The following is an 18,627-nucleotide window of genomic DNA, read 5'->3' as shown; positions in this document are numbered from 1 at the left end:
TAAGCATTAACATAAGACTGTGGAACGGGGCAACGATTATGAAGAAAATTTATATGATGAATAGTAGTATTGATGTTAATCGAGGCGGGTTAACAAGAGTAATGTTCGAAAGAGCGAGCGGCCTAGCTGCTAATGGTTACGATGTGAATTTATTAACAATTGATTACTCAGAAAGATATGAGGAAATTGAGCGTGAGTTACATGAAACTAATAGGTTATCAAAAGATGTTCGTATTCTAAATATTTATGAGTATTATAGGAAAAAAAATACAAGAACTGATATTACAGATGAACAACATGCTAGTTATCAAGTTGCGAGTGGTCTTGATGAAGAAGGATTTATTGTTCAAAAAACCTCGTTTGAGAACCGAAAAGAGGCTAGATACTTCGATTATGAAGGTAAGTATGTTAAATATAAAAAATGGAATAATCAAGATGAATTATCTTTTATCGATTATTTTAATGAAAATCGTACAAGATTGAAGCGTGTAGAATATGGTAAAGAAAGAACGGTTAAAAAAGTAACATATTTCACGTATGAGAACAAAGCAAAGCAAGAAATTTATTATACAGTCGATGGATTCCCATATCTAAATGTATCATTACATGAAGAAACAGGGAAACCACATTTAATCTTTGTATTTGATAGAGAAACTGGAGAAGCAATGTGCTTTGGAGGGACAAATCCAAATCTGTTGTTCCACGCTCATTGGATTCAATCGCTATGTGAGGAGAGTATTACAAAGCCAATTATTATCAACGATGGAATCTTTTTAACACATACTTTAATGAAAGTAGATCCGAAGGTTGCTACAAGAATTAGTACGGTCCACTTAAATCATTTTGATCCTCCATTTGTTGAAGGTTCTCCAATTAGACCGAGTCATAAACACTTATTAGAGAATTATGGTAAATTAGATGCTTTAGTTTTATTAACTGAAAACCAAAGTGAGCTAATTAAAAAGCAATTTGGAGATTTTAATAATGCTTATGTTATTCCAAATTCAACTGCCTTCACGGAAGTTTATAAGGGAAATAAAGATAGTAAATTGATATCTATGGTCGGAAGATATCATTCTCAAAAAGCTATCGATGATGCAATTAAAGCGTTCAAAATTGCTGTAAAAAATCATCCGGATGCTAGGTTCGAACTATACGGAAACGGTCCTTTAGAAAGTGAACTTAAAAAACTAATTCATGATTTTAGATTAGAAAAACAGGTGATCTTAAATAAATATACTACTGATTTAGCAGAAATTTATGGGAAGTCGTTATTTACTATTCTATCTTCAAGGTATGAAGGATTTGGATTAGTAATATTAGAATCTATGTACCAATCGACTCCTGTAATTAGTTACGATGTTCCATTTGGTCCTAAGGATATTATTGATGATGGAGCGGACGGAATCTTAGTTGAGAATAAAAATATTGGAGAGTTAGCTAATAAGATGGCATACTTGTTAGATAATCCGGATCAAGCTATTGAAATGGGTAAAAAAGCTCGTGAAAAGGTATTGGATCATTTTTCTGCAGAAGGCTACATTGAAAAGTGGATTGCTGTATTTAATGCACTAGAAAATAAGCAATAACCGATTAGTATGTATTTTTCGTTTTATTAAAATAAGACTGCTGTTATAGCTTGTTTAGTCGTTATTATAAATTAAGTATCAAAGAAGCTAAGTGAACTATGTTTATATCACTTAGCTTCTTACGTGAATGGGTACGACTTTTAATATCTTTAAGATGATAAGAGGGTGAGAATTGTGAAACAAATTACGGTAATTGGTGCAGGAAGCTGGGGAACAGCGTTATCTATGGTTCTTGCAGATAACGGACATGGAGTAAGGATTTGGGGAAATAAAGCGGAACAAATCCATGAAATTAATGAGAAGCATACGAATGAAACATATTTACCTGAAATTCAGCTTCCTGAAACAATAAAAGGGTATGGGTCTTTAGAGGAAGCAATGAGTGGGATAGATACGGTATTATTAGTTGTCCCAACGAAAGCAATTCGTAGTGTGATGCAACAACTAAAGAACGTCGTAAAACAACCAATAACAATTATCCATGCGAGTAAAGGAATTGAACCAGGATCATTTAAACGTATCTCAGAAATGATTGAGGAAGAGATGCCGAAAGAGTTGGTAGAAAGTATTGTTGTCCTTTCAGGTCCAAGCCATGCAGAAGAGGTGAGTCTTCGTCATCCTACTACTGTAACGGCTGCTTCATATCATCTACAAGCTGCTGAGAAAACACAAAAACTATTTATGAATACAAATTTCCGAGTTTATACAAATCGAGATGTACTAGGTGTGGAATTAGGTGGAGCATTAAAAAATATTATTGCTCTTGGTGCAGGAATTTCAGATGGTCTTGGTTATGGAGATAATGCGAAAGCAGCTTTAATTTCACGTGGATTAACTGAAATTACACGATTAGGGTGTGAGATGGGAGCAAATCCGCTTACTTTTGCAGGTTTAACAGGCGTTGGTGATTTAATTGTAACTTGTACAAGTGTTCATAGTCGAAATTGGCGAGCTGGAAACTTACTTGGTAAGGGTCATAATTTAGAAGAAGTGTTAGAAAATATGGGCATGGTCGTAGAAGGTGTTCGCACAGCTGAAGCAGCGTATCATTTAGCTGGAAAACTGTATATTGAAATGCCAATCACAAATGCGATATACAATGTCTTATTTAATGGGAAAAATGCAAAAGAAGAAGTAGACGCATTAATGGGAAGAACGGGAAAAGGCGAAGTTTCAAATTAATTTGAAATGACTAAGTTAGAAAGTGGTATAAGTCAAATGAGTCTAATTAAAAAAATAAAGAATCATCGAATTGTAAAGATATTATGTAAATTATTGTTTCTGTTTTTTAGCTATTTACCACCTAAAAAGAATTTAATTGTATTTGAAAGTTATTCTGGAAAACAATATAGTTGTAATCCTCGTGCGATATATGAATATATGGAGCACAATAACAGTGGCTTTCAAATGGTCTGGAGCGTAAATAAAAACTACACAGCACAATTTAATCAACAAAATATTTCGTATGTAAAAAGGTTTTCGATTCGGTGGTTTATTTTATTGGCACGTGCACAGTATTGGGTAACAAATAGTAGAATGCCACTTTGGCTTCTAAAACCTAATCATACTACTTATATACAGACTTGGCACGGTACACCTCTTAAGAAATTGGCGGGAGATATGAAAGAAGTTCATATGCCAGGTACAACAACAGAAAAGTATAAGGATAACTTTCATCGTGAAGCGCAAAACTGGGATTATTTACTTTCCCCGAATGCATATTCGACTGAAATATTTAAAAGAGCTTTTCAATTTCAAAAGGATGTTGTTGAAGCGGGATATCCTCGCAATGATTTTTTATATGCAAATAATAATTCTAAGACAATGGATACTTTAAAGAAAAAAAATAGGTTACCTACAGATAAAAAGATTATTTTATATGCGCCAACGTGGAGAGATGATCAATTCTATAGTAAAGGTCGATATAAATTAGATTTACAACTCGATTTAAATCTTTTGCAGAAACAATTGGGTTCAGATTATATTATTTTGTTACGCATGCATTACTTAGTGGCAGAACAGTTTGATTTAGAATCTTATAAAGGATTTGCTTATGATTTCTCTAAGCATGTCGATATAAATGAGTTGTATCTGCTATCTGACTTGTTAATTACAGACTACTCTTCAGTCTTTTTTGACTATGCAAATTTGAAACGACCAATCATTTTTTATACGTATGATATTGATTCTTATCGTGATAAATTAAGAGGTTTTTATTTTGATTTAGAAACGGAAGCCCCTGGACCGGTTGTGATGAGTACAGAAGAAGTGCTAGAGGAAATATTAAGATTTGAAACTCTAGACTTAAGTGAATTTGTAGGGAAATATAATAACTTCTATAATAGTTATTGTTATTTAGAAGATGGATTTGCTTCTAAGCGAGTAGTAGAGAAAATATTCTTCGGAGAGGCACAATAAAGATGAACTCAATGATTATGGTCTTAAAAGAACAGGTAAACAGCCTTTATTTAATTAAGCGTTTATCTATTTATCAAGTAAAAAGTACGAATAATAATAATTACTTAGGGCTTGTGTGGGAAATTTTAAATCCTTTAATTCAAATGAGTATTTATTGGTTTGTGTTTGGAATGGGAATAAGAGGAGGAGAAGGAGTGGATGAAGTACCATTTGTATACTGGCTCATGTCAGGTTTAGCAGTTTGGTTCTTTATCAGCCCATCTATTCTTCAAGCTTCTAAATCAATTTATACAAGACTAAATATGATTTCAAAGATGAACTTTCCAATGAGTGTTATTCCAAGTTATGTAATTATGTCGAATTTTTATCAACATTTGATACTAGTTGGTATTGTAACAATTCTTTTCTTAATAACAGGTCAAGGAATTTCAATTCATTATATTCAACTTGTTTATTATATGTTTGCAACAATTATGTTTATATTTGCGTTTTCTTTAATTACTTCTACATTGGCTACGATTGTTCGTGATGTTCAAATGGTTGTTCAGTCTTTAATGCGTATGTTATTGTATTTAACACCGATTTTATGGACACCAGATAAGTTGCCAACAATTCTTCAAAAGATTATGCAGTTGAATCCGTTGTGTTATATCGTTGAGGGTTATCGAGATGCATTTTTAGGGACCGGTTGGGTTCATGAAGATATTAAATATGCACTTTACTTTTGGACGATTGTCTTTTTTATGTTATTAATTGGTGCAACACTACATGTGAAATTTAGAAAGCACTTTGCAGATTATCTATGATGAGGGTTGTAAAAATGAATGAATCAGTAAAGTTTCATAATGTAACAAAAAAATATAAAATGCATAGCAAAAACTCTGAGAAATTAAAGGATATTATATATCCAGGAGGATTTGGTGAAGACTTTTATGCATTAAGAAACTTAACATTTAAAGCTCAAAACGGTGATGTTATTGGTATTGTTGGGGTAAATGGTTCTGGAAAATCAACGATGTCGAATTTGATTGCTGGAATTACACCGCCTACAGTTGGGAGTATCGACATAAAAGGGAAAGTTGCACTCATTGCAATCGCAGCTGGATTGAATAATCAATTGTCAGGTAGAGAAAATATTGAGCTTAAATGTTTAATGATGGGAGTAAGTAAACAACAAATTGAAGAATTGACACCTGAAATTATTGATTTTGCTGATATTGGTAAGTTTATTGATATGCCAGTGAAAAAATATTCTAGTGGGATGAAAGCACGTTTAGGATTTGCAATTTCCGTTAGTATTAATCCAGATGTACTCGTAATTGACGAAGCTTTATCAGTAGGTGATCAAACATTTGCTGATAAATGTTTAAAGCGAATGAATGAATTTAAGGATCAAGGAAAAACAATATTTTTTGTTAGCCATTCTTTAGGACAAGTGAAGAAATTCTGTACAAAGGCTCTATGGCTTGAATACGGTGAAATTAGAGATTATGGTCCTATTGAAGAAGTAATGCCGAAGTATGAAAGCTTCTTAAAAGAATACAAGGCGATGAGTAAAGAAGAACAACAAAAGTTCAAAAAAGAAGCAATGGAAAAGCAAGCAGGAAAAGGACTGGAAGTGGTAAATCATGTTCCAGAAAGTGAACCAAATGCATCAAAAGAAATTACGGACTATGCTTCTTTATTACGTGGAAAAACGTTGCAGCATAAGAAGAAACGACTAAATCGTAAGTATATGACAAGTTTAATTGGTTTTATATTACTTATCACGATAGGTGGACTAACGTATTGGCAAAAGGATAATATCTTTCATTCTTTACAAGCGAAAGAGTCGGTGGAAAAAGAAACTCGTAAAGAAAAACCTGTAAAAAAAGAGAAAAACCTATTAGCTGATTTAGATGTTCGGTATATAAATTCTGCAAAGGCACGTGTAAGGAGTATGCCAGCTTTAGAAGGACAAGTAATTAATACGATGACATTTGGAACAGGTTTTGTAGTGAAGGATCAGAAAAAAGATGAACAGTCTGGAATCAATTGGTTAAAAATTGTTTATGACAATGGTGTAGAAGGTTGGATTAGCGAAGAAATCGTAAGTTCAATTCCATTTAATCAGGCTTTATCTTATGAGGACGTTATTAATAAATTGAAACAATTTGAGGGAACCCCTCAAAATTTAGAACAATACCTTGCCTTTTTAGGCAAGAGTAAAGAGGATGTAGTTAGTGCACTAGGTACTCCTCAAGATCAACAACAATTACCAGAAGGAATGTTAACTCAATATAAAGATGTTGATATTTTGTATAACAATCAATCAATTGTTAAGCAAGTGAATTTAAAAAATGCGACAATATTGAAATCGAAATTAATTGAGCAATTAGGTAATGCTCAATTGACGGATGAAAAGAGTCCTTTATTAATATATCGATCTAATAAGGTTGATTTCCAGTTCATTTCTAACGGTTCAACAATTGAGCAGATAGTTGCTATCGATATGTTAAAATAAGACAGTAGTATAATAATTGTATTTTTATTTGTAGAATCAAACAAGCATAAAAGTTTTATATTATTAGGAGGATTACCATTGAAAAAAGTAAAAAAAGCCATTATTCCAGCTGCAGGATTAGGAACTCGCTTCCTACCAGCAACGAAAGCAATGCCAAAAGAAATGTTACCGATTGTTGATAAACCAACAATTCAATATATTGTGGAAGAGGCAATCGAGTCTGGAATTGAAGATATCATTATTGTAACGGGAAAAGGAAAACGTGCAATTGAAGATCATTTCGACCACTCTTTTGAGTTAGAACAAAATTTACTATCAAAAGGGAAACATGAAATTCTTGAAAAGGTACAGGAATCTTCAAAGATTAATATTCACTATATTCGTCAAAAAGAGCCGAAAGGTTTAGGACATGCAGTATGGTGTGCTCGTAAATTCATTGGGAATGAGCCATTTGCAGTACTACTTGGTGATGATATTGTTCAAGCGGATACACCATGCTTACGTCAATTAATGAATGAATATGAGCAAACACACTCATCAGTCATCGGTGTTCAAACTATTGCAGAGAATGAAACACATCGTTATGGCATTATTGATCCGTTAGAGCAAAAAGGTCGTAGTTATCAAGTGAGTAAGTTTGTTGAAAAACCTGCTAAAGGAACAGCACCATCTAATTTAGCAATTATGGGACGCTATGTGTTAACACCAGAGATCTTTATGTTCCTAGAAGACCAACAAACAGGAGCGGGTGGAGAAATCCAATTAACAGATGCGATTCAACGCTTAAATGAGATTCAACGTGTATTTGCATATGACTTCGAAGGAAAGCGTTATGACGTTGGAGAAAAACTTGGATTTATTCAAACAACTGTTGAAATGGCATTGCAACATGAAGAGCTAAAGAACGAGCTATTAGACTACATGAAAAAGCTAGTGGAAAGCGAACTGGTTGTTAATTAACTTTTCATGATACACAAATAAAAATCCCCCAATTCTGTATAAAAAGTTGGGGGATTTTTTTGCAAATGGGGTTACATACTAGCTATTAAATATAAAAGCTCTTTTAGAAAGTATAATGAATTTTAATTTCCAAATATAACATTTAAGATAATGCAAGAAAAAAGGAGAAATTTGTAGTAATTAGAGGAAATAGCAAGGAAAAACAATAAATATTAGATTTTTCTTTCCTATCTCTGTCCTTTATAATAAGTTGTGAATACCACACTTAAGGTAAGTAGTGCTTTAAGCATGCTGCCTTTCCCTAACTTGATATACACTCTTTTTCCAACCTCCGTGTCATTTGCTATTATTTTGTTATACCGATATTAGTAAAGGAAAAAGGGTGTATCTTTTTTTATATTTTTCAGTAAGCGTCAAATAGTCCCCACCTACTATTTGTAAATAACTTATGAGATAATCTCCTTACATACTACATGTGAAGTTTTTTTGTAAAAAAACACTTAGTAAAGAAAGAGAGAAGCTTATATTTAAAATTATAAAAACAGTGATTATCAAAAAATTTCTGGTGTCAAAAACAGAACCTACCAATTAATCGGCTATATTAATGGCTGAAAATCAAAATAAAAATGAGTGTGTGAATTGGATGTTCTCAAATACACCGTGAGATGTTAGAGGAAGTACCATCATGTATAGTGTGGTTGAAACCGAAAAAGAGAACAATTTAAGTCCCTATCATTATCTCCTTTATTTTTATTGTTTAAATCCCCAATATTGATTTAAATAATAAAAATTGATAAAGTCTTGCCGTGGTCAACGGATTTAAAGTCTAGATGCAGAGTACCAAAAAAGTGAAGTAAACAAAAAACAACTCCAAATCAATTTTTATTGTATATTTTGGAGTTACTTTACATTTACTGTATATGAACCTACCAAATACTAAAAGAGCCAGCGCAATGCACCGACTCCTCTTAGATGTTTGTAATTTAATTTTCGCCCAAAATTAGAAATTAATCAATTGAATCACTGTTATTTACTTTAATTGAAGCTCTCGCCAAGAAATATTCCCGTTTTGAAACATATACGGTCCTAACCTAATATATTTACCTGCAAATGGTTTAATTTCAAAGGTATAACGATACCATTCACCTTCTTGAATAGATATCTCTTGCAATTTAAAATACCTAAACCAAACTGCATCCTTCTGAGAAAATTGATCTGTTTTATCAAAGGTCCTAACACAGAAGAAGGCTTGATGACTATCGAATATTTCCACATCAGATATTTTCATATCGAAAGATAAGGTGAAAACTTTCTCCCCATCCGCATTAATCTCAATAAGATTTGACCATAAAGATGCTATCGGATTTTTCGTAAGTCCTTCCCTATTAATATTAACTATTTTACTATGATTTTTGTCCTGTTCGCCTTCTACAATAGAGAAAGAGTCATTCCATTCAGACCAGAATGATTTACCGAGGTTAAAAGTTGGATTCAATATTAAATTAAAATTAGGATTATGATTTAGTAATCTAGTATTGTTATCATTCTTTTCAATCGAGTCTAGTTCAGACTTTAAATCATTAACAATTATACTAAGTAATTGATTAGTAAAATCTTTGTAAAAGGTATCTTCAAAGTGAAGTTGGAAAAGCCCCCAAGGATGACTTTCGCTTGCTAAGTAATTATTTTTATAATCAATTTTTCTAACTTGATAATTTTCAATAATATAGTTATCGAAAATGTCCCACCATTTGTTACATATTTTGATATCAATCGGGGTTATTTTATCATTTAATTTTTTTACCTCTCCTGATGATTCATCTAAATATTCATCAGTAAATCGTGTTTTGTGAACTATTATCTTACACTTTGGAAAATAGGTATTAGCAAATTCAAAAAAAGAGTCTACACTCTCTTTCCATAAACGTAAATAATTTTCTGGATTTTTGTTTAAGGTAATTTCATTACCTTCATGTAACTCCGAATACAAAGTGGTTTGAGAAAATTTCCATTTCTTATTAGTTATATAGGAATCTCCTATTTCTCTAACCCCCATAAGAACATCGGCATAAAAATCTAATATAAGATAATCAGGCTGATTAATTATTAAATGGGCGTAAGCACTTTTCTCTAATTCTGTTTGAAATTGTCTCTTATCATGAGGGCTCAAAGGCCCATCAACTTTTGAAGCTTCGTAAGGAATTGGCTGTGAGACAAGAGAAATCATAGACATTTGATTTTGATGAAAAACACAATTGTAAAAATCTTTATAATGCGGTATAAACATAGAATTAAAATTATCCCTTGATGCACAACTCCCTATAATCGCTATCTTTAATTTCTTCATAAAATTCCCCTAAATTTACTTTTAGTTTATACGAGGATCCTGTGATTTGCTCATATTGTTCAGGTATAATTTTTGATATTCTACAAATTTACTAACCTCCTCATCGATATAACAGCCCAAATCCTTTAAGGTTTTAATGGTTGTAAACTAATCTATTTTACAGCACCTCTTTTTCAGTTAGTAACAAAATTAAATCTGCATCATAATTTTTTTTCTCAGTCAGTCTAACTTCCTCCGGCAATGTAAAGAAAGCTTGACCTATTACTCCATTATTTGTTGCACCTTTTAGATCCACCGCTCTAAATTCATTTTTCTAAATTTAGGATGTAATCCATAAGTGTATGCAGTCGGACCTTTTTGTAATACTGCATCGAATTTGTTTACAAAGGCGTTTTCTATAGAAAGCGTCTTTTTTGTTTTTCCGTGACAAAAACGGGAGAGAATGGGATAATAAGGACAGTGTTGTGGTGGTATGACCAATTTAGTGTGTAAGGAGAGAACAATATGTTAGATATTCAGCAAATTAAAGAAATTATTCCGCATCGCTATCCATTTCTACTTGTGGATAAAGTTTTAGAAGTAGAAGAAGGAAAGCGTGCTATTGGAATAAAGAATGTTACAGCTAATGAAGAGTTTTTTAATGGGCATTTTCCAGATTATCCTGTAATGCCGGGTGTTTTAATTGTAGAAGCTTTAGCACAAGTTGGCGCGGTTGCTATGCTGAAGAAAGAGGAAAATCGTGGTCGTTTAGCATTCTTTGCAGGCATTGATAATTGCCGTTTTAAACGACAAGTCCGTCCAGGTGACCAGCTTCGTTTAGAAGTTGAAATGACGCGTGTACGTGGAGCAATTGGAAAAGGAAAAGCAATTGCTACTGTAGATGGTGAAATCGCTTGTGAGACAGAAATTACGTTTGCACTTGGTGACAAGAAAGAATAAATATATTAAGATATATGGTAGACAAATAACGATAGATAATTGTTATTTGTCTATTTTTTGTGAATTAATTTATAACTTAGCTTTATTAAATGACTTCATACTTTGTATAATAGAGTTTACATGTATGATCAGTTAGGTTAACGAGAGGTTTTAAGAAGGAAGGGTTACAATAATGAAAAAGAAAATTTTATTTTGGGTACTCGGCATCATTGGGGTACTAATCATAGGTGGAGGAATTTACGCTTATAATGTATATTCTTCTGTATCCAAAACATTAGAGGAAGTTCATAAACCTCTAAAGCGTGATCAAAACAACAATAAAGTTGGAGAAAAAGTTAATAATGGTGAACCAGTTTCAATTTTACTATTAGGAGCAGATGAACGTGGTGAGGATAAAGGACGTTCAGATTCTTTAATGGTTATCACGTTAAATCCTAAAAATAATTCAATGAAAACAGTAAGTATCCCTCGTGATACGTATACGGAGATCGTTGGAAAAGGGAAAAGTGATAAAATCAACCATGCCTATGCATTTGGCGGAGTAGATATGTCTGTAGCGACAGTAGAAAAATTCTTGAATGTTCCTATTAATTATTATATTGAAGTGAACATGGAAGGATTTAAAGATATCGTTGATGCAGTCGGCGGGGTAGATGTAAATAATGATTTAGAATTTACGCAGGATGGACATCATTTTGCGAAAGGAAATATTCATTTAACTGGTAATGAGGCTTTAGCATATACACGTATGCGTAAACAAGACCCACGTGGTGACTTTGGTCGTCAAATGCGCCAACGTCAAGTCATGCAAGGAGTTATCAAAAAAGGTGCAAGCTTCTCTTCTTTAACAGGTTATGGAGATGTGCTAGCAGCAATTCAAAAGAATGTAAAAACAAACTTAACGCAGGATCAAATGTTTGATATGCAAAAGAATTATAAAAACTGCTTGGAAAATAGTGAAGATATCCAAATCCCAGGCGACGGACACAAAGCTGCCGATGGTATTTGGTACTACTATGTTCCAGATGCAGCAAAACAAGATTTAACGAATAAGTTAAAAGCACATCTTGAATTAAATCGTTAATTTTTAATAACCCTGACCACTTGTAAAGATGGTTAGGGTTATTTTGTAACTAAGTAATAAAGAATATATACAAAAGGTATACGAGCAATCGTATACCTTTTATAATAAGAAAGTGAGTAAGTAAGAAATCCTAACATATGTAGGAGGAAGACAATGAATTCAATTCTAATCTGCGGCGGAGCGGGCTATATCGGTTCTCACGCTGTTAAAAAACTAGTTGATGAAGGTTTATCTGTAGTAGTAGTAGATAACTTACAAACTGGTCATGAAGACGCGATTACGGAAGGTGCGAAGTTTTATAACGGTGACCTTCGTGATAAAGCATTTTTAAGAGATGTTTTTAAACAAGAAAGTATCGAGGCGGTTATGCATTTTGCAGCTGATTCTTTAGTTGGAGTTAGTATGGAGAAGCCTCTTCAATATTATAATAATAATGTGTATGGTGCACTTTGCTTGCTAGAGGTAATGGATGAGTTTAAAGTAGATAAGTTTATTTTCTCTTCTACTGCAGCAACTTATGGTGAGGTAGATGTAGACCTTATTACTGAGGAAACGATGACAAATCCGACGAATACGTACGGAGAGACGAAGTTAGCGATTGAGAAGATGCTTCATTGGTATAGCCAAGCTTCAAATTTACGTTATAAGATTTTCAGATACTTTAATGTGGCTGGTGCAACTCCAAGTGGTATTATTGGGGAAGATCACCGTCCAGAGACACATTTAATTCCTCTTGTTTTACAAGTGGCGTTAGGTCAACGTGAGAAGATTATGATGTTCGGTGATGATTATAATACACCAGATGGTACTTGTATCCGTGATTATATTCATGTTGAAGATTTAGTGGCGGCTCATTTCTTAGGGCTTAAGGATCTGCAAAATGGCGGAGAAAGTGATTTCTATAACTTAGGAAATGGTAATGGCTTCAGTGTAAAAGAAATCGTTGATGCAGTTCGTGAAGTTACGAATCATGAGATTCCAGCTGAGGTAGCGCCACGTCGTGCAGGAGATCCAGCACGTTTAGTAGCTTCTTCTCAAAAGGCGAAAGAGAAGTTAGGGTGGAATCCTGAGTATGTAAATGTGAAGACAATTATCGAGCATGCGTGGGATTGGCATCAGAAACAACCGAATGGGTATGCTAAATAAAATATAATAAGTGAAAGAGAGGGTACTGTCGTTCAACATATGTTCGACAATACCCTCTCTTTTTTTGTCTTATTTTTGCTATACTAAACTGTACTATAATACAGGATGGAAGGAGGAGAATGATGAAAATACTTGTAGTAGATGATGAATCGAGTATTCGTAATTTGATTCGGATGCAGTTAGAGATGGAAGGGTATGAAGTATTGACGGCGGCTGATGGGAGAGAAGCTTTAGAGAGATGGAATGAGCAGCCGGATGTACTTATTTTAGATGTGATGCTTCCTGATACGGATGGGTATGAGTTATTACGTTTATTCAGGGAGAAGGAGCGTGATATTCCGGTGCTCATGCTGACAGCGAAGAGTCAGATGAATGATAAGTTACTTGGTCTTCAGCTTGGAGCGGATGATTATGTGACGAAGCCTTTTAATTATGCGGAGCTTATTCTTCGGGTGAAGAATATGGCGCGGCGCGTGACGAAGAAGGAGGTTCCTTTAAATCATGAGGTGATTGGGGCTGGTGATTTACTTATTTGTCCAAAGGAACGAAAGCTTCATGTGAGTGGGCAGGAGATTCAGTTAACGTACCGAGAGTTTAATTTGTGTCAGTTGTTTGTTTCAAATCCGCAGCGTGTATTCATGAGGGATGAGCTACTAGAGAAAGTGTGGGGGTTTGAGTATATAGGGAATACGAGAGCGGTTGATATTATGGTGCAGAGGCTGCGCAAGAAACTCGGCGCGAGCGGGGAGTATATTAAGACAATTTATGGTGTTGGGTATAAGCTTGATTGCTAAAAGGTGATGATATGTCTTTAAAACGAAATATGGTGTTTGGGATAGTTGGATTGTTGATTCCAATTCTTGTTCTTTTGTATGCGGTTGTTTATATTGCACTGGAGAAGAATGTGTATCATAATGCGGCGGATTCCTTAGAAAAGTTAAGTGTGGAAGCACAAATTTATACGATGAATTATTTAGAGAAGGAAGCAGAAGTGGAGACGCTAGGTCCTAATTCGCTTTTAATTGCTTCTTATTTAGCGAAGCGAATGGATGTCCGGGTACAGATGATTGGGAAGAATGGGGATGTTGTTGCAGATACACAAAAGGGAGCGTTACTTCATCGGAATATTGATATTGGGAGTTCTTTGAAGGGAAAGAAATCTTATGTTTTCGAGGAGGGAGACCCAGCTCCAATTCTTTTGTTTTCAAGTCCGGTTTATTATGGAAACGATGTCATTGGGAGTATTCGTTTTATAAATGAGTTAACGGATGAGAAGGAAGTTTTAACAAATGTGAGTTGGACGTTTTTAATGACGTCTCTTTGTTTAGTAGCTGCTGGTATTTTCTTTGCGATTCGTTTGGCGAAGTCTCTTCATAAACCAATTGATCAGTTAAGGCAAATGGCACATCGGCTTGCGAATGGGGATTATGAAAGTAAGATTGTGCTGAATGAGTATGTGGAGATTGCGCAGCTTTCAGCGTCCTTTAATGCGATGGCTGATGGGATTGAACTGCATATTAAGCAGCTGAAAGAAGAGAAAGAGAAACAGAAAGATTTCTTGGACCGCATTACGCATGAGCTGAAAACACCGCTTACGGCAATTATCGGTTATGTGGATTTAATTCCGAAGTTACAATCGAAGGAAGATGTGCAGGAGAGCCTTCGTTATGTGTCTGTAGAAAGTGAGCGTCTATTATCACTTGTAGAGGAATTACTTAAGTCTTCAAAGTACGGGAAGAGTACGTTTGAAGTGTCACCTACAGTCGTGAATATTAAAGAGTTAGCAGAAGAAGCAGTTTCAATTGTGAAACCGCGCCTGCAGCAGTTTGAAATTGAAGTTATGAATGAGTTAACGGAAGTACACGTCGTTGCGGATTTTGATAAGACGAAGCAAATTTTCTTGAATGTGCTTGATAATGCGATTAAATATAGTGATGCTACGCGAGTTCGTATGAATGTAATTATAAATGAGCAGGAAGCAAAGGTTTTTGTTCATGATGATGGTATTGGTATGGATGAAGGTGTGCTTGCAGAATGGAATGAGTCTCCGGAAGGTAAGGTGCTTCCTTCTAGTTACGGGAATGGTTATGGCTTATACATTTGTCAGGAGATTATGAAGAAGCAAGGCGGAAGTATGCGAATTGAGAGTAGTGAAGAAATGGGAAATACAATATGTATTACATTTTTACTTCCGAGAAGGATGGAAGACATAAAAAACTTGAAAGCGGTTAAATGATACATTTATGAAACAATTATGCGGTATTTTCGAAACAACGTTTTTTTATCTTGGAGGTAGGCAGAAATGAAAAGGCTATCATTTCAAATTCTTGTGTTTGTCTTTTGTATGATCGTTTCTCTTATTTTGTTTTATGTTATTGAGAAGCAAATATATAATCGAATCACAATTGTGGATGACAAACAAGCCGTTTTACAAAGAGTGAATGAATCCCTTCCTACTGAAGTGAAAGTAAGGCATGAGAAGTGGGGAGAAATTGTTGTAACGGATGAAGTTCGGTTGCATACGATTGTTTCATTCTTTGACCGAATTCGAATAGAGCCGAGAGAAGCTAAGAATCAAGAACAAGTATTTACTGGAGAAGTAACGTACTTGAATGGACATAAGCGTACTTTTGCAGTAGGTGACTTGTTCCAGTATGAGGCTAATGTATACGGAAAGAATGGCACGGATCCGATGATCTCAGCATTTCAAACGTATTTGTTAAGTCTGTATTATACACCAGAGCGCATTAGTAATTTCTTTGCGGAGGCAAAGGAAGTTGTAGTGAGGCAAGGGGATGTAATACGTACTATAGATCTTACGCAAATATTTGATTCTATTCGATACGCAAAGCAAATTACAGATTACGGAGAAATTCAGAAATTATTACAATCACAGAATGAACCGATTGCTTATGTTACTGCTTATAAAACAGGTAAGCGTATAAAGAATGAGCGTGAAGATATTCTAACTATTTCTGTGTATCCATCTTACTTTGTTGTGCAATATCTCGGTGATAATAACGGGAATGTCATGTATATGAAGGGCTCCCTAGCAGAGTTATTTGTAAAGGAGAGTGTGTCATGAGAAAGATAGCCTTTTTCTTCTTTTTGCTAGTAATCGGAGGAGCGATGTCTAGTTGCTCTCGAGATACAACCTCTATTAAATATAATAAAAGTGGTCTCCCTATTTTGGATGATCGTCATCTCGTTGCGTATGTAGCGGCCCGCGAGGAAGTTGGTGAAGCTTTGCTTTCGTCATTTTGTAAACAACGCGGGTGTACATATGAATTTATTCGTCTATCGACAGAAGAACTTCTTCGGAGAGTGGAAGAGGAAGCTGGAAATCCGAAGGCGGATATTATTATTGGCGGTACAGTGGATGCGCATCAAATGATGAAGCAAAAGAACCTTTCTATTCCTGTTACGAGCCAGCATGCGAATCGTATTTCAAAGACTGTTAAAGATAAAGACGGTTATTGGTACGGTTATGAGGTGGAGAAACTGGCAATTGCGATTAATAAAGAGCGGTGGAATGAAGAAATAGCGCCGCTCGGTCTTCCATATCCATCAAGGTGGCAAGATTTATTAGATCCGGTATATACGGGTAAGATTGCAATGCCTGATCCAAATGTTTCCGGCACAGCATATACTTTGTTTCAATCACTTATTGATACTTTAGGTGAAAGAGAAGCGAAAGAGTATGTTAAGAATCTTGCAAGGCAAGTTGGTGAAGTAACGGTGAATGGTTATATGCCCGCAGAACTGGTTGCGAGCGGTGAATATATGATAGGCATCAATTTTGCGGGAGATCAGAGAATGCTTCAGAAACAAGGCTTTCCTATTGTAAGTAATGAGCCTGAGCAAACAGGGTTATCTGTTAATGCGATTTCGAAACTGAAGCGTGCACCGAGTGGTTTTATTGCGGACTTATTTATTGATTATTGTTTATCAGAAGAAGCGGGGCACATTTTAGAAAAAGTTTCGTTTGGCGTACCAACGATGTTTGCGAAGAATCAGAAAGAGATAGAAGGTCAGCCAGTTAGAAGGACGAACAAAAATATATCAAATAGTGGGATAATCGAGATATGGAATAGACAGCGTCTCTCTCAAAAGTGAGAAAAGGAGACGAGAGTATATGTTTAAATGGCTTAAGCCAGCACCTGCAATTGAGAGATTACCAGCGGATATGATCGCTAAAGTATATACATTACTGCGTATTCGTGTACTAATTGGAATTTCAGTTGGATATGCTGCTTATTATTTAGTGCGCAGTAACTTTACGTTATCAAGTACGTATTTAGTACAAGAATATGGTTTTAGTACAGCTGAAATTGGATTACTAGGTTCAGTAATGGCAATTGTTTATGGATTTAGTAAGTTCTTTATGGGGAATTTATCAGATAAAGCTTTCGCCCAGCGCTTTATCGCAGTCGGATTATTCTTATCAGGGCTTGTAAATATTTGTTTCGGTTTTGCATCTTCATTTGGGATGATTGTTACATTACTTGTCCTAAATGGTATTGTACAAGGTATGGGAGCACCACCTTGTAGTATCGTTATGACGAAATGGTTCTCGAAGAAAGAACGTGGTACGAAAACAGGTATTTGGAATATTTCACATAACGTTGGCGGAATGCTAGTGCCGCCCCTTGTCGGAATTGGTGTAGGTATTTTCGGTGAAAATAATTGGCAGGGCGGAGTATTTATTTTCCCAGCAATTATCGCAATGGTAATTGCAGTTCTTGTTTGGATTAATGCGAAGGATACACCAGAATCTGAAGGTCTTCCTCCAATTGATGAGTATCGTAATGATTATGAAAATCTTGAAAAAGCAGATAATGCTAATAAGATGTCACCAAAAGAAATTTTAATGAAATATGTAGTGACAAATAAGTTCGTTTGGTATTTATGTATTGCGAATGCATTTGTCTACTTAATTCGTTTCGGTGTTATTAACTGGGTTCCACTTTATTTAACAACAGTTAAAGGTTTTTCAAAAGCAGAAGCACATGCTGCATACGCGATTTTTGAAGGGATGGCAATTCCAAGTTCATTAATCGTTGGTCTTTTAAGCGATAAGTTATTTAAAGGAAAACGTATGCCATTATGTATTATGAGTATGGCCGGAGTTGTTGTTGGTACGGTTGTATATTGGCAAGCATCTAGCGTACTTGTTGTAAGTATTGCAGTTTCTATTATCGGTTGTTTAATTTACGTACCACAGTTTTTAATCGGTTTAAGTGCGATGGAATTAGTACCAAAATTTGCAGTAGGTACAACAGTTGGTATGTGTGGTCTGTTCGGTTATGTAGGTGGAAGTCTTGTAGCAAACGCAGCAATTGGTGTTATTGTTGATCGTTCTGGCTGGGACGGCTGTTTCATCTTACTATTAGCAGGCGGTATTTTATCAACAGTATTCTTATTTATCGTGCAACGTGGACATGAGAGAAAAGGTCCTAAAGTAGCGTAATATTTTATTAAGAAAAGCTATCCAATTATCATTTTGGATGGCTTTTTCTATATACAATAATCTTTCCTTAAAACTATCTTAAAAGATAGGATGTCATATTTCTAATCATTGGTATTTTTGTTACAATATAAATGATTGTGTAAAACTTTGTAAAATGAGTGTAACAATGTA

The 18,627-nt window shown here is 34.8% G+C and carries 15 protein-coding genes; 14 read left to right on the top strand and 1 reads right to left on the bottom strand.

What is annotated here, in order from left to right:
- Window positions 1–38: 38 nt before the first annotated feature.
- The 6 genes from NSQ47_RS19560 to galU all read left to right on the top strand — a co-directional run bounded on the left by NSQ47_RS19560 (window position 39) and on the right by galU (window position 7,470).
- Window positions 39–1,589 (top strand): glycosyltransferase, encoded by a 1,551-nt coding sequence (locus NSQ47_RS19560; protein ID WP_341037792.1) that lies wholly within the window; start codon window positions 39–41, stop codon window positions 1,587–1,589.
- 174 nt (window positions 1,590–1,763) lie between these two features.
- The gene (locus tag NSQ47_RS19555) at window positions 1,764–2,771 is read left to right on the top strand and encodes an NAD(P)H-dependent glycerol-3-phosphate dehydrogenase (protein ID WP_341037791.1); all 1,008 of its coding nucleotides are present in this window, start codon (window positions 1,764–1,766) and stop codon (window positions 2,769–2,771) included.
- 36 nt (window positions 2,772–2,807) lie between these two features.
- Window positions 2,808–4,007, top strand: coding sequence for a CDP-glycerol glycerophosphotransferase family protein (locus tag NSQ47_RS19550; protein WP_341037790.1), 1,200 nt, complete (start codon window positions 2,808–2,810; stop codon window positions 4,005–4,007).
- Window positions 4,008–4,009: 2 nt separating this feature from the next.
- Window positions 4,010–4,813 carry an ABC transporter permease gene (locus NSQ47_RS19545; RefSeq protein WP_341037789.1) on the top strand — a complete coding sequence of 268 codons (804 nt, stop codon included), beginning with the start codon at window positions 4,010–4,012 and terminating at the stop codon, window positions 4,811–4,813.
- A 14-nt stretch (window positions 4,814–4,827) separates the two neighbouring features.
- Complete coding sequence (gene tagH / locus NSQ47_RS19540) at window positions 4,828–6,510, top strand: teichoic acids export ABC transporter ATP-binding subunit TagH (protein WP_341037788.1); 1,683 nt, start codon at window positions 4,828–4,830, stop codon at window positions 6,508–6,510.
- Window positions 6,511–6,588: 78 nt separating this feature from the next.
- On the top strand, window positions 6,589–7,470 hold the full coding sequence (gene galU, locus NSQ47_RS19535) for a UTP--glucose-1-phosphate uridylyltransferase GalU (protein WP_341037787.1): 882 nt from the start codon (window positions 6,589–6,591) through the stop codon (window positions 7,468–7,470).
- 1,030 nt (window positions 7,471–8,500) lie between these two features.
- Here the strand turns inward: galU and NSQ47_RS19530 are convergent.
- Entirely contained in the window at window positions 8,501–9,817 is a 1,317-nt protein-coding gene (locus tag NSQ47_RS19530; protein WP_341037786.1) for a DUF6270 domain-containing protein, read from the bottom strand.
- A 504-nt stretch (window positions 9,818–10,321) separates the two neighbouring features.
- Between NSQ47_RS19530 and fabZ the strand changes: the two genes are divergently transcribed.
- The 8 genes from fabZ (at window position 10,322) to NSQ47_RS19490 (ending at window position 18,456) form a co-directional block, all read left to right on the top strand.
- Window positions 10,322–10,756, top strand: a complete 435-nt coding sequence (gene fabZ / locus NSQ47_RS19525) for a 3-hydroxyacyl-ACP dehydratase FabZ (RefSeq protein WP_000884318.1) — start codon at window positions 10,322–10,324, stop codon at window positions 10,754–10,756.
- A gap of 172 nt (window positions 10,757–10,928) precedes the next feature.
- Window positions 10,929–11,840 carry a polyisoprenyl-teichoic acid--peptidoglycan teichoic acid transferase TagU gene (tagU, locus tag NSQ47_RS19520; protein ID WP_341037785.1) on the top strand — a complete coding sequence of 304 codons (912 nt, stop codon included), beginning with the start codon at window positions 10,929–10,931 and terminating at the stop codon, window positions 11,838–11,840.
- Between the two features lie 153 nt (window positions 11,841–11,993).
- The gene (galE, locus tag NSQ47_RS19515) at window positions 11,994–12,986 is read left to right on the top strand and encodes a UDP-glucose 4-epimerase GalE (protein WP_070129202.1); all 993 of its coding nucleotides are present in this window, start codon (window positions 11,994–11,996) and stop codon (window positions 12,984–12,986) included.
- A gap of 122 nt (window positions 12,987–13,108) precedes the next feature.
- A complete protein-coding gene (locus tag NSQ47_RS19510) occupies window positions 13,109–13,780 on the top strand; it encodes a response regulator transcription factor (protein ID WP_002112969.1) in 672 nt (223 codons plus the stop codon).
- An 11-nt stretch (window positions 13,781–13,791) separates the two neighbouring features.
- Window positions 13,792–15,222 carry a HAMP domain-containing sensor histidine kinase gene (locus NSQ47_RS19505; protein WP_341037783.1) on the top strand — a complete coding sequence of 477 codons (1,431 nt, stop codon included), beginning with the start codon at window positions 13,792–13,794 and terminating at the stop codon, window positions 15,220–15,222.
- Window positions 15,223–15,288: 66 nt separating this feature from the next.
- Window positions 15,289–16,071: a DUF3919 family protein gene (locus tag NSQ47_RS19500; protein ID WP_341037781.1), complete on the top strand. Its 783-nt coding sequence runs from the start codon at window positions 15,289–15,291 to the stop codon at window positions 16,069–16,071.
- Window positions 16,068–17,102 (top strand): ABC transporter substrate-binding protein, encoded by a 1,035-nt coding sequence (locus NSQ47_RS19495; RefSeq protein WP_341037779.1) that lies wholly within the window; start codon window positions 16,068–16,070, stop codon window positions 17,100–17,102. Before NSQ47_RS19500 ends, NSQ47_RS19495 begins: the two co-directional genes overlap by 4 nt.
- Window positions 17,103–17,121: 19 nt before the next feature.
- Complete coding sequence (locus NSQ47_RS19490; protein ID WP_341037778.1) at window positions 17,122–18,456, top strand: MFS transporter; 1,335 nt, start codon at window positions 17,122–17,124, stop codon at window positions 18,454–18,456.
- Window positions 18,457–18,627: the final 171 nt, after the last annotated feature.

The organism is Bacillus sp. FSL R10-2780 (assembly GCF_038006125.1).
In the GTDB taxonomy this organism is placed as follows: Bacteria; Bacillota; Bacilli; order Bacillales; family Bacillaceae_G; genus Bacillus_A; species Bacillus_A cereus_U.
Note: the sequence above shows the minus strand (reverse complement) of the source record. Positions and strands in the feature narration are given on the sequence as shown.